The 14,346-nt window shown below is 73.2% G+C and carries 2 protein-coding genes; both read left to right on the forward strand.

The window, feature by feature from the left end:
• The first annotated feature begins 27 nt into the window (after nucleotides 1–27).
• Entirely contained in the window at nucleotides 28–10,653 is a 10,626-nt protein-coding gene (locus ABZZ20_RS34870; protein ID WP_356876694.1) for a type I polyketide synthase, read from the forward strand.
• A 7-nt stretch (nucleotides 10,654–10,660) separates the two neighbouring features.
• A partial coding sequence (locus ABZZ20_RS34875) for a type I polyketide synthase (RefSeq protein ID WP_356876696.1) occupies nucleotides 10,661–14,346 on the forward strand: 3,686 nt, incomplete at its 3' end.

Consider the following 14,346-nt stretch of genomic DNA (forward strand, 5'->3'; position numbering starts at 1 on the left):
CATCAAAAGGACTCGGTGGGACCCGACATGGCAAATGACGAGAAGATCCTCGACTACCTGAAGAAAGTCACGGCCGATCTGCACCAGACCCGGCAGCGGCTCCAGGACGTCGAGGCTCAGGCGCGGGAGCCGATCGCGATCGTGGCCATGAGCTGCCGCTACCCCGGCGGGATCACCACGCCGGAAGAACTGTGGCAGCTGGTGGCCGAGGGCCGCGACGCCGTGACGGGCATGCCCACCGACCGCGGCTGGGACCTCGAAGCCCTGATGGATCCGAACCCCGACGCCCCCGGGGCGAGCTACGTCCACCAGGGCGGCTTCCTGGAAGACGCCGGCATGTTCGACCCCGGCTTCTTCGGGCTCAGCCCGCTGGAGGCGGAGGGCACCGACCCGCAGCAGCGCCTCACCCTCGAAGTGGCCTGGGAGGCCTTCGAGCGCGCCGGCATCGACCCGGAGACCCTGCGCGGCAGCCAGGTCGGCGTCTACATGGGCTCGGGCATCCAGGACTACGGCGACTACGAGGAGGGCGTCCCGGAGGCCGTCGAGGCGTTCATGGCGACCTCCCGCGCCGCGTCCGTGATCTCCGGCCGGGTCTCGTACACCCTGGGGCTGGAAGGCCCCTCCTTCACCGTCGACACCGCCTGCTCGTCCTCCTTGGTGGCCATCCACCTCGCCGCGCAGGCGCTGCGCCAGAACGAGTGCACGCTCGCCCTCGCCGGCGGCGTGATGGTCATGTCCACCGCTTCCCCCTACGTCGCGTTCAGCAAGCAGAAGGGCCTGTCGCCCGACGGGCGCTGCAGGGCGTTCTCCGACTCGGCCGACGGCACCGGCTGGGCCGAGGGTGCCGCCGTGGTGCTCCTCGAACGCCTCTGTGACGCCCGCCGCAACGGGCACGAGGTCCTCGCGGTGATCCAGGGCTCCGCGATCAACCAGGACGGCGCGTCGAACGGCCTGACCGCGCCCAACGGCCCCGCCCAACAGAAGGTGATCCGCCAGGCGCTCGCCAACGCCCAGATACCCGGTTCCCACGTCGACCTCGTCGAGGCCCACGGCACCGGCACCACCCTGGGCGACCCGATCGAGGCGCAGGCCCTGCTCGCCACCTACGGCCAGGACCACACCGCCCAGCGCCCGCTGCGGCTCGGCTCGTTCAAGTCGAACATCGGTCACGCCCAGGGCGCCGCCGGTGTCGGCGGCGTCATCAAGACGGTCATGGCGATCCGCAACGGCCTCATGCCCCGCACCCTGCACGTCTCCGAGCCCTCCAGCCACGTCGACTGGACCGCCGGCCACGTCACCCTGCTGACCGAGGCCGAGCCCTGGCCGAAGGCCGAGGACCACGTCCGCACCGCCGGTGTCTCCGCGTTCGGCCTCAGCGGCACCAACGCCCACATCATCCTCCAGGAGGCGCCCGAGCCCGAGCCCGTCGCCGCGGACACCGACCGGGCCCCCGAGGCCCCCGTCGTCGCCTCCCCGGTCCTTCCGTACCTCGTCTCCGCGCGCAGCGCCCAGGCCCTGCGCGGGCAGGCCGAGAAGCTCGCCGCGTTCGTCCGCGACCGCGGCGAGCAGGAGGACCCGCAGGACATCGGCCACGCGCTGATGAGCCGCCGCACCGCCTTCGAGCACCGCGCCGTCGTCCTCGGCGACGGCCGCGGCGCCCTGCTGGCCGGCCTCGACGCCCTGGCCGACGCAGGCAAGGCCCCCCACCTGGTCCGCGGCACCGCCTCCAGCTCCCCGCAGGTCGCGTTCGTCTTCCCCGGCCAGGGCTCGCAGTGGATCGGCATGGCAGTCGAACTCCTCGACTCCGCACCGGTGTTCGCCGACCGGATGCGCGCCTGCGCGGACGCCCTCGCCCCCTTCACCGACTGGAACCTGCTCGACGTCGTGCGCGGCGCGCCCGGCGCCCCCACCTACGACGAGGTCGACGTCGTCCAGCCGGTGCTGTGGGCCGTCATGGTCTCGCTCACCGAGCTCTGGCGCTCCTTCGGCGTCGAACCGGCTGCCGTCGTCGGCCACTCGCAGGGCGAGATCGCGGCGGCCACCGTCGCCGGCGCCCTGTCCCTGGAGGACGGCGCCCGCGTCGTCGCCCTCCGCAGCAAGATCATCCGGTCGGGGCTGGCCGGCCGCGGCGGCATGATGTCCGTACGCCTGCCCTCCACCGAGGTCCGCGAACTCATCGCCCGCTGGGACGGCCGCCTCCAGCTCGCCGTCGTCAACAGCCCCACCTCGGTCGTGGTCTGCGGCCACCCCGAAGACCTCGACGAGCTGTACGCCCACCTCGAAGCCAACGAGGTGCAGGCCCGCAAGATCCCCGTCGACTACGCCTCGCACTCCGTCTTCGTCGAGGAGATCCGCGACGAGGTCCGCGAGGCCCTCGCCGCCGTGACCCCCCGCTCCTGCGACGTCTCCTTCTACTCCACGGTCGTCGGCGCCCCCGTCGACACCGCCACCCTCGACGCCGACTACTGGTACCGCAACCTGCGCCAGACCGTCCTCTTCGAAGAGACCACCCGCGCCCTGCTCGACGACGGCTTCACCGTCTTCGTCGAGGCCAGCCCCCACCCCGGCCTGCTCGTCGGCCTCGCCGAGACGATCTCCGCCGTCGGCGTGAGCGCCGCGCCGGTCGGCTCGCTGCGCCGCGACGAAGGCGGCATGGAACGCTTCGCCACCTCCCTCGCCGAAGCCTGGGTCGCCGGCGCGCCCGTCGACTGGCGCCCCTTCCACGGCTCCGCCCCCGCCCGCCCCGTCGACCTGCCCACGTACGCCTTCCAGCGCGAGCACTACTGGGCACCGGCCCCCGCCGCCGCCGGCGACGTCGCTGCCGCCGGCCTCGACCCCGCCGACCACCCGCTGCTCGGCGCCGTCGTCACCGCGCCCGACAGCGACGGCTTCACACTGACCGGCCGCCTCTCCACCGCCACGCACGGCTGGCTCGCTGACCACCGCGTCGGCGACGAGGTCTTCTTCCCCGGCACCGGCTTCGTCGAACTGGCCGTCCTGGCCGGCGACCGGGCCGGCTGCAGCGCCGTCGCGGAACTGACCCTCGAAGCCCCGCTGGTGCTGCCCGCACGCGGCGGCGTCGCCGTACGCGTCACCGTCGACGCCCCCGACACCTCCGGCCGCAGGACCGTGACCGTCCATTCGCGCGGCGAGGACGTGGGCCTGTCCTGGACCCGGCACGCCGTCGGCACCCTCGCCGCCGCCGCACCCACCCGCCCCTTCGACACCACCTCGTGGCCGCCCGCCGGCGCCGAGCCCGTCGACCTCGACGGCTTCTACGAGGACGTCGCCGCGGAGGGACTGAACTACGGGCCGGTGTTCCGGGGCCTGAACGCCGCCTGGCGCTCCGGCGACGACGTGTACGCAGAGGCCTCCCTGCCCGACGGGACCGACGGCTCCGCGTACCGCCTGCACCCGGCGCTGCTGGACGCGGCCCTGCACACGGTGGCGCTGACCGGCGTGGCCGCAGACGGGGCGGCCCTGCCGTTCGCCTGGTCCGGGGTCTCCCTCGCGGCCGAGGGCGCCACCGCCGTCCGCGTCCGGGTCAGCGCGCTCGGCGAAGGCGAGGTCGCCGTCGACCTCGCCGACACCTCCGGTCAACCCGTCGCCTCGGTGGACTCGCTGGTCCTGCGCCCCCTCGCCGACGACCGGCTCGCCCAGGACCGCTCCCTCACCCGCGACGCCCTGTTCCGCATCGACTGGCAGGCCCTCCCGGCAGCCGCCGCCGAGGCCTCCCTCAGCACATGGGAGACCGCACGGTCCGCCGCCGAGGACACCGACCCGGCCGACGTGGTGCTGTGGGACGTCCCGACCACTGCCACCACCAGTGCCGAAGCCGTCCGTACCACCGCGCACGCGGCCCTCGCCGTCGTCCAGGAGTGGCTGGCGGACGAGCGCCACAGCGGGTCGGTCCTCGTCGTCCGCACCCACGGCGCCGTCGCCACCCGCCCCGGCGAGGACGTCACCGACCTGGCCGGCGCGACCGTATGGGGCCTGGTCAAGTCGGCCCAGTCCGAGAACCCCGGCCGCATCGTCCTGGCCGACGCCGCGACCGAGGCCGACGTCCGCACCGCGTACGCCACCGGCGAGTCCCAGGTCGCCGTCCGCGACGGCGTGGCGTACGCGCCGCGCCTGGTCCGGGCCGGCACGACCGATCAGGACGCGCCGGAGTTCACCGGGGACGGCACCGTCCTGCTCACCGGCGGCACCGGCACGCTGGGCCGACTCTTCGCCCGCCACCTGATCACCGAGCACGGCGTGCGCCACCTCCTGCTCACCAGCCGCCGCGGCCCCGAAGCCGACGGCGCCGCCGAACTCGTCGCCGAGCTGACGGAACTGGGCGCCCGGGTCGAGGTCGCCGCCTGCGACGCGGCCGACCGGGACGCCCTGTCCGCCCTCCTGGCCACCGTCCCGACCGACCACCCCCTCACCGGCGTCGTCCACCTGGCCGGCGCACTCGACGACGGGGTCCTCGGATCGCTCACCCCCGAGCGCCTCGACACCGTCCTGCGGCCCAAGGTGGACGCGGCCCTCCACCTGCACGAGCTCACCGCTGACGCCGACCTGACGGCCTTCGTCCTCTTCTCCTCGGTCGCCGGTGTCTTCGGCAACCCGGGCCAGGCCAACTACGCGGCCGGCAACGCCTTCCTGGACGCCCTCGCCGCGCACCGGCAGGCCCACGGCCGCCCCGCCCAGTCCCTCGCCTGGGGCTTCTGGGGCGAGGCCAGCGGCATGACCGGCAACCTCACCGACGCCGAGCGATCCCGCATCTCCCAGGGCGGCGTCTTCCCGCTCTCCTGCGACGAAGGCGTCGCCCTCTTCGACGCCGCACGGCGCGCCGGCGACGCCACGCTCGTGCCCGTCAAACTGGACCTCGGCGCGATCCGGGCCCAGGGCGCGAGCGCCCGCGAGGTCTTCCGTTCCCTCGCCCCGGTCACCGGCCGGCGCAAGGCCGGCGGGAAGATCGAGGCCGGCGCCCTCCAGCAGCGGCTGGCCGGGCTCGCCGAGGCCGACCGCGAGGACGTACTGATCGAACTCGTGCTGCGGCAGGTCGCCGACGTACTGGGCTTCAGCTCGACCCGGGCCATCGAACCGGAACGGGCGTTCAAGGAGCTGGGCTTCGACTCGCTGCGCGCCGTCGAGTTCCGCAACGGACTCGCCGAGGCGACCGGACTGCGCCTGCCCGCCACCGTCGTCTTCGACTACCCCAACCCCCTCTCCCTGGCCCGCCACCTGCTCACCGAGGTGTCCGACCTGCCGGCGGCCCCGCAGCCCGCTGCCCGCAGGACCGCGACCGCGGCGACCGCCGACGACCCCATCGCGATCGTGGGCATGGCCTGCCGCTACCCCGGCGGCATCACCTCGCCCGCGGACCTGTGGCGGGCCGTCGCCGAAGGCGTCGACACGATCTCCGAGTTCCCGACCGACCGCGGCTGGGACCTGTCCCGGATCTACGACCCCTCGGGACTCCGCCCGGACACCAGCTACGTCGCCCAGGGCGGCTTCCTCCACGACGCGGGCGACTTCGACCCCGACTTCTTCGGCATCAGCCCGAACGAGGCACTCATCATGGACCCGCAGCAGCGACTGCTGCTGGAGGCGTCATGGGAGGCGTTCGAGGACGCGGGCATCGACCCGCGCACCCTCAAGGGCACCAGCACCGGCGTCTACTCCGGGATGATGTACCACGACTACGCGCACAACGCGAGCACCGGCGGCATCGCCTCGGGCCGGGTGTCCTACGTCCTCGGAGTCGAAGGCCCGTCCATGACGGTCGACACCGCCTGCTCCTCCTCCCTCGTCTCCCTGCACCTGGCCGCCCAGGCGCTGCGGTCCGGCGAGTGCACCCTCGCCCTGGCCGGCGGCGTCACCGTGATGTCCGACCCCGAAGTCTTCGTCGAGTTCAGCCGCCAGAAGGGCATGGCCAAGGACGGCCGCTGCAAGTCCTTCGCGGGCGCCGCCGACGGCGCCGCCTGGTCGGAGGGCGTCGGCGTCCTCGTCGTCGAGCGGCTCTCCGACGCCCGCCGCAACGGCCACCGCGTCCTGGCGGTCGTACGGAGCACCGCCGTCAACCAGGACGGTGCCTCCAACGGCCTCACCGCCCCGAACGGCCCCTCGCAGCAGCGGGTCATCCGCACCGCGCTGGAGAGCGCCGGCCTGACGACGGGCGACGTCGACGTCGTGGAGGCGCACGGCACCGGCACCACCCTCGGCGACCCGATCGAGGCGCAGGCCGTGCTGGCCACCTACGGTCAGGGCCGCGACGAGGACAAGCCGCTGTGGCTGGGCTCCCTCAAGTCGAACATCGGCCACGCCCAGGCCGCGGCCGGCGTCGGCGGCGTCATCAAGATGGTGCAGGCGCTGCGCCACGGGCTGATGCCGAAGACCCTGCACGTGGACGAGCCCACCCCGCACGTGGACTGGGAGGCGGGCAACGTCCGGCTCCTGGAGGAACCGGTCGCCTGGCCGGCCGCGGCCGGTCGCCCGCGCCGCGCGGGCGTCTCCTCGTTCGGGCTGAGCGGTACGAACGCCCACGTGATCCTCGAAGAGGCCCCGGCCGACGAGGTTCCGGTGGGCGAGCGCCGCGAGCTGCCGGTGGTTCCGGTGGTGCTGTCGGCCCGTTCTCCCGAGGCCCTGGCCGAGCAGGCGCAGCGCCTCCACGCGCACGTCGGCGACCGCGCGGACGTCTCGCTGACGGACCTCGCCTTCTCGACGGCCACCTCCCGCACTCCGCACGAGCACCGGGCCGCGGTGATCGGCGAGACCCGCGAGGAACTCCTCGCGGGCCTGGCCGCACTGGCCGAAGGCACGCTCGCGGGAGCCGGCGTGGTCCGCGGCGCCGTCCGGGAGGGCAAGTCGGCGTTCCTGTTCACGGGTCAGGGTGCGCAGCGCCTGGGCATGGGGCGTGAACTGCACGCCGCGTTCCCGGTGTTCGCCCAGGCCCTGGACGCGGTGGTCGCCGCCCTCGATGCGCATCTGGGCACGCCGTTGTACGAGGTGATGTGGGGCGAGGACGAGGCCCTGCTCAACAGCACCGCGTACACGCAGCCCGCGCTGTTCGCGATCGAGACGGCCCTGTTCCGGCTGGTCGAGTCCTGGGGTGTGCGTCCGGCCTTCCTGGCCGGGCATTCGATCGGTGAGATCACCGCGGCCCATGTGGCGGGTGTGCTGTCCCTGGAGGATGCGGCCCGGCTGGTGACGGCTCGTGGCCGGCTGATGCAGGCCCTGCCGGCCGGCGGTGCCATGGCCGCTGTCGAGGCGACGGAGGCCGAGGTCCTTCCGTACCTGACCGACACCGTGGGCATCGCCGCCATCAACAGCCCCCGTTCCCTCGTCGTTTCGGGTGCCGAAGAGGCCGTCGATGCCGTCACCGCCACCTTCACCGCACTGGGCCGCAAGACCACCCGGTTGCGGGTGTCGCACGCCTTCCACTCGCCGCTGATGGACCCGGCCCTCGCGGAGTTCCGCGCGGTGGCGGAGTCGGTGTCCTATGCGCCCGCTCAGATCCCGGTGGTGTCCGGTGTCCATGCTGAGATCACCGAGGACTGGGGCACCCCCGACTACTGGACCCGTCACCTGCGCGAGGCCGTCCGCTTCGCCGACACCGTCCAGCACCTGCACGACCAGGGCGTCACCCGCTTCCTCGAACTCGGCCCCGACGCCGTCCTCACCGCCCTCACCCGCACCACCCTCGACGGCCGGGACACCGTCATCGAGCCCGTGCTGCGCAAGAACCGCCCCGAGTCGCGCACCCTGCTGGCCGCGCTGGCCCATCTGCACGCCGCGGGCGCGCGCATCGACTGGACGGTCTTCTACGCCGGCACCGGCGCCCGCCGCGTCGACCTGCCGACGTACGCCTTCCAGCGGCGGCGCTTCTGGATCCTCGACGGCCAGGCGGGTGGCGATCCCACCTCGCTCGGCCTCTCGACGCTCGACCACCCGTTGCTCGGCGCGGTGATCACCTCGCCCGAGACGGACGGGATCGTGCTCACCGGCCGCCTGGCGGCCTCCGCCCAGCCGTGGCTGGCCGACCACAAGGTCGGCGAGGTCGTGCTCTTCCCCGGTACCGGCTTCGTGGAGCTGGCCATTGCGGCGGGCGACCAGATCGGCTGCCCGGTGGTCGAGGAACTCACGCTGGAGGCACCGCTGGTGCTGCCGGAGCACGGCGGAGTCGCCGTGCGCGTAGCGGTCGGCGCCGTCGACGAAACAGCGCGGCGCCCGGTGACGTTCTTCTCGCGCGGCGAGGACGAGGGCCTGCCGTGGGTGCGTCACGCGGTGGGCACGCTCGCCTCCTCTTCCTCTGCCGGTCCCGCGCGCCCCTTCGACGCGACGGCGTGGCCGCCCGCGGGCGCCGAGCCGGTGGACCTCGACGGGTTCTACGGTGAGGTGGCCACGGCCGGTCTCCTCTACGGCCCGGTGTTCCAGGGCCTGAAGGCCGCCTGGCGCTCCGGCGACGACGTCTTCGCCGAGGTCGCGCTGCCCGACGGCGTGGAGCCGGACGGCTTCGGCGTCCACCCCGCGCTGCTCGACGCGGCACTGCACCCGGTCGCGCTGTCCGGCGCGACCGGTGACGAGGCCGCCCTCCCGTTCGCCTTCTCCGGTGCGTCGCTCTGCGCCGAGGGCGCTTCGAACCTTCGGGTACGGGTCACCGCCCGCGGCGAAGGCTCGGTCACCGTCGACCTCGCGGACGCCTCCGGGGTTCCGGTCGCCTCGATCGAGTCGCTGGTGCTGCGCCCGCTGGCCTCCGACCAGCTGGCCACCGACGGCCGCTCCGCGGTCCGGGACGCGCTGTTCCAGGTCGACTGGCCGGCGCTGCCCGCGACCGCTGCCGCCAGTGCGCCCTCGGTGCAGCCGTGGCCGGCGCAGGATGACACCCCGGTGGCGGACACCGTCGTCTGGGACGTGCCCGCCGGCTCGGACGCCGCCTCCGTGCACACCGCCGTGGGGCAGGCGCTGGAGGTACTCCAGAACTGGCTGGCCGGCGAGCGCTTCGAGGGCTCGACCCTCGTCGTCCGCACCCGCGGTGCGGTCGCCGTCGCGGACGAGGACGTACGGAACCTGGCCGGCGCCGCCGTATGGGGACTGGTGAGGACCGCGCAGTCGGAGAACCCCGGCCGTGTCGTCCTCCTCGACACGGACACGGACACGGGTACGGGCACCGACGCTGGGGACGTCGCCCTCGCGGTGGCATCCGGCGAGCCGCAGGTGGCCGTACGCAACGGCGCCGTCCACGCCCCGCGCCTGGTGCGCGCCGTGCTGGAGGCCGGTACCGACGAGCGGGCGGTCACGGAGTTCGCCGCCGACGGCACGGTCCTGATCACCGGCGGAACCGGCATGTTGGGTCGCCTGTTCGCCCGGCACCTGATCGTCGAGCGCGGTGTGAACCGCCTGCTGCTGACGAGCCGCCGCGGTCCGGCGGCCGAGGGCGCGGCCGAGCTGGCCGCCGAACTCTCGGAACTGGGCGCCGAGGTGGAGATCGCCGCGTGCGACACCTCCGACCGCAACGCCCTCGCCGAGCTCCTGGCGGCCGTCCCTGCCGCCCACCCGCTCACCGGTGTGATCCACGTGGCCGGTGTCCTGGACGACGGCATCCTCGCCTCGCTGACGCCCGAGCGCCTGGACGCGGTCCTGCGCCCCAAGGTCGATGCTGCCCTGCACCTGCACGAGCTGACCGCGGGCCTGGACCTCACCGCCTTCGTCCTCTTCTCCTCGGTCGCCGGTGTGCTCGGCAATCCGGGCCAGGCCAACTACGCTGCCGCCAACTCCTTCCTGGACGCCCTGGCCACCCACCGCCGGGCCCAGGGCCTGCCCGCCCAGTCCCTCGCCTGGGGACCGTGGGCAGCCGAAGGGGCGGTCGGCGGCATGGCCGGCGAGCTGGCCGCCGCCGACAGCGGGCGCATGAGCCGGATCGGCATCGAGACCCTGTCGGGCCGTGCGGGCACGGAGGTCTTCGACGCGGCCCGGGCTCTCGACGCACCCGCCCTCGTGACGATCCTGCTGAACACGAAGGCGATGCGCGGCGCACCGGACCTCCCGGACCTGTTCCGGGGCCTGGTGCCCAACCGGTCGCGCCGCCGGGCGGACTCCGGATCCACGGTCGACGTGGCGGCGTTCCGCCGGCGGATGAGCGCCCTGCCGGAGGCGGCCCGTACGGACGAACTGGTCGACCTCGTACGCGCTCACGCCGCCGCGATCCTCGGCCACGCGAACGCCATGTCGATCGGGAAGAGCCGCGAGTTCAAGGAACTCGGATTCGACTCGCTCTCCGCCGTCGAATTCCGCAACAGCCTCGCCGAGGCCACCGGACTCCGACTGCCGGCCACGCTCGTGTTCGACTACCCGAATTCCCTCGCACTCGCCGAGCACTTCGCTGCCGAATTCCGGCCGAGCGACGGTAACGGCGACGGACCCGCCCTCGACCCCGACTCCGACGAGGGCAAGATCCGCCGTCTGCTGCAGACCGTCCCCCTGTCCCGCCTCCGCGAGCTGGGCCTGGTGGACACGCTGCTCGAACTCGCCGACGGACGGGCGGAACACCCGCAGGCCAATGCGGTCGCCGCAGAGGAAGAAGCCATCGACGACATGGACGCCGAAAGTCTGATCAACATGGCGCTCGACGGTCTCGGGCTGGACGACGCGATACAGGGAATGTGAGAAGCCGATGTCCAATTCTGACCAGAAGCTGCTCGACGCACTCCGGGCGTCCATGAAGGAAACCGCCCGGCTGCGGACGCAGAACCGCAACCTGTCGGCCGCCGCGCGCGAGCCGATCGCCATCGTCGCCATGAGCTGCCGGTTCCCGGGCGGGGTGGATTCCCCCGAAAGCCTGTGGCAGCTCGTGGACGAGGGACGCGACGGCGTCTCGGAGTTCCCGACCAACCGCGGGTGGGACGTCGACGGCCTGTACGACCCCGAGGGCGAGCGACCGAACACCACGTACGTCAACAAGGGCGGATTCCTGCACGACGCGGACCGCTTCGACCCCGCCCTCTTCTCGATCAGCCCCAACGAGGCGCTGATCATGGACCCGCAGCAGCGGCTGCTGCTGGAGGCGTCCTGGGAGGTCTTCGAGCGGGCCGGCATCGATCCGCACACCCTCAAGGGCAGCAGGACCGGCGTCTACTCCGGGATGATGTACCACGACTACGCGTACAACAGCGCGACGGGCTCCATCGCGTCGGGCCGCGTCTCGTACGCCTTCGGGTTCGAGGGCCCCTCCGTGACCCTGGACACGGCGTGCTCGTCCTCACTGGTCGCGATGCACCTCGCGGCGCAGGCCCTGCGGTCGGGGGAGTGCACGCTCGCCCTGGCCGGCGGTGTAGCCGTGATGTCCACGCCCGAGGTCTTCGTCGAGTTCAGCCGCCAGCGCGGACTCGCCAAGGACGGCCGCTGCAAGTCCTTCGCCGCCGCCACCGACGGAACCGGCTGGTCGGAGGGCGTCGGCGTCCTCCTGCTGGAACGCCTCTCGGACGCCCGCCGCAACGGCCACCAGGTCCTGGCCGTCATCCGCGGCAGCGCCGTCAACCAGGACGGCGCGTCCAACGGCCTGACCGCCCCGAACGGCCCCTCGCAGCGACGTGTGATCCGCAGCGCACTGGAGAACGCCGGCCTGACGACGGCCGACGTCGACGTCGTGGAAGCGCACGGTACGGGCACCACGCTCGGCGACCCGATCGAGGCACAGGCGCTGCTGGCCACGTACGGCCAGGACCGCGACGAGGACAAGCCGCTGTGGCTCGGCTCCCTGAAGTCCAACCTCGGCCACACCCAGGCCGCGGCCGGCGTCGCCGGCGTCATCAAGATGGTGCAGGCGATCCACCACGGGGTCCTGCCCAAGACCCTGCACGTGGACGAGCCCACCCCGCACGTCGACTGGACGGCGGGCAACGTCAAGCTGCTCACCGAGGCGGTCGCCTGGCCGGCCGTGGCCGATCGCCCGCGCCGCGCGGGCATCTCCTCCTTCGGCCTGAGCGGTACGAACGCCCACGTGATCGTCGAGGAGGCGCCCGCCCTTCCCGAGCCCCCTGCCGCAACCGAGCCCGACGACGCGACCCCCGGCTTCGTGCCGGGCACGGTGCCGTGGGTGGTGTCGGGTCGGTCGGTGCAGGCGCTGCGTGCGCAGGCCGGACGTCTGGTCGCGCACCTGGAGACGTTGGACGACGTGGAGCTCGCGGTGACCGGCCGGGCGCTGGCCACCCGGCGCGCCCGGCTCAACGAGCGGGCCGTCGTCATCGGCATGGACCGTGAGGAACTCCTCTCGGGTCTGACCGCCCTCGCGGAGGGCGGCACGGCCGCGGGAGTGGTGACCGGTACGGTCCGCGAGGGCAAGTCGGCGTTCCTCTTCACGGGCCAGGGTGCGCAGCGTCTGGGGATGGGTCGTGAATTGCACGCGGCGTTCCCGGTGTTCGCCCAAGCCCTGGACGCGGTGGTGGCGGCGGTCGATGCGTATCTGGGCGTGCCGTTGTACGAGGTGATGTGGGGCGAGGACGAGGCCCTGCTCAACAGCACCGCGTACACGCAGCCCGCCCTCTTCGCGATCGAGACGGCCCTGTTCCGGCTGGTCGAGTCCTGGGGTGTGCGCCCCGACTTCCTGGCCGGGCATTCGATCGGTGAGATCACCGCCGCGCATGTGGCGGGTGTGCTGTCCCTGGAGGACGCGGCCCGGCTGGTCACTGCTCGTGGCCGGCTGATGCAGGCCCTCCCGGCCGGTGGTGCCATGGCCGCGATCCAGGCCACGGAGGAGGAGGCCCTTCCGTACCTGACCGAGGCGGTCGGCATCGCCGCCATCAATAGCCCGCGTTCGATCGTGGTCTCGGGCGCGGAGGAGGCCGTCGAGGCGATCCGGGCGGAGTTCACCGGCCAGGGCCGCAAGACCACCCGGCTCCGCGTCTCGCACGCCTTCCACTCGCCGCTGATGGACCCCGCCCTCGCCGAGTTCCGTGCGGTGGCGGAGTCCGTGTCCTATGCGCCCGCCCAGATCCCGGTGGTGTCCGGTGTCCATGGTGAGATCAGCGAGGACTGGGGCACCCCCGACTACTGGACCCGTCACCTGCGCGAAGCCGTCCGCTTCGCCGACACCGTCCAGCACCTCCAGGGCCGCGGCGTCGAGACGTACCTCGAACTCGGCCCCGACGCCGTCCTCACCGCGCTGGCGAGCGCGACCGTCGGCGACGTCGAGGGCACCGCCTTCGTCTCCTCCCTGCGCCGTCAGCGCCCGGAGGTCCGTGAGCTGATCTCGGGCATCGGCCGCGCCCACGCCCAGGGCGTCACCGTCGACTGGTCCGCCTACTTCGGCGCCGCCGAGGACCGTTGGGACGATCTGCCGACGTACGCCTTCCAGCAGCAGCGGTACTGGCTGGAGGCCACCGGCGGTGAGGGTGCCGGACTCGGCGCCGCAGGCCTGGAACCGGTCGGGCACCCGCTGCTCAGCGCCGCCATCGCCTCCGCCGACTCAGGCGAGGTCGTCCTGACCGGACGGCTCTCGGTCGACACCCAGCCCTGGCTGGCCGACCACGACGTCCTCGGTAGCATCCTCTTCCCGGGCACGGGTTTCGTCGAGCTCGCCATCCGGGCCGGCGACCAGGTCGGCTGCGACGCGGTCGAGGAACTCACCCTGCACGCACCCCTCGTCCTGCCCGAGCGCGGGGGAGCCGCAGTGCAGGTGTGGCTCGGCGCCCCGGACGGCTCCGGGCGCCGCACGGTCACCATCCACTCCCGCGACGAGAACGCCGCCGAGCCGGTGTGGACGCGGCACGCGGAAGGCACCCTGGTCGCCGGCTCGGCCGTGCCCGCCGCAGGCCTGACGGAGTGGCCGCCCCCGGGCGCCACCCCGACGACCGTGGATGGTGCGTACGAACTCCTGCTGGAGCGCGGCTACCACTACGGGCCCGTGTTCCAGGGCCTCAAGGCCGCATGGACGTCCGGCGAATCGCTGTACGCGGAAGTCGCCCTCCCCGAGCACGCGCAAGCCGACGCCGCGCGCTACGGCCTCCACCCGGCCCTCCTCGACGCCGCCATGCACGTGGCGCTGATCGATGACGGGTCGAGCACGGACGAGTCCACGGTCCTGCCGTTCTCCTGGAACGACGTCGCCCTGCACGCCGGCGGCGCGGCGACCTTGCGCGTGTCCATCGTCCCTTCCGGCCCGAACACCGTGACGGTGACCGTGGCCGACGCCGAAGGGCAGCCGGTCCTGACGGTGGGCTCGCTGGTGTCGCGCCCGGTGTCGCAGGAGCAGCTGGGCGGTGGTCGGCAGGATTCGTTGTTCGAGATCGCTTGGCGTCCGCTGGCGGCTCCGACCGTGGCTGTGGCTGATCAGCATGTGTGGGGTGAGCTTCCCGAGGGTGA

Source organism: Streptomyces sp. NPDC006430, assembly GCF_040612395.1.
Taxonomy (GTDB): Bacteria; Actinomycetota; Actinomycetes; order Streptomycetales; family Streptomycetaceae; genus Streptomyces.

Coding starts and splice junctions, on each gene's coding strand:
- ABZZ20_RS34870 (WP_356876694.1), top strand. CDS start 28: ATGGCAAATGACGAGAAGATCCTCGACTACCTGAAGAAAGTCACGGCC.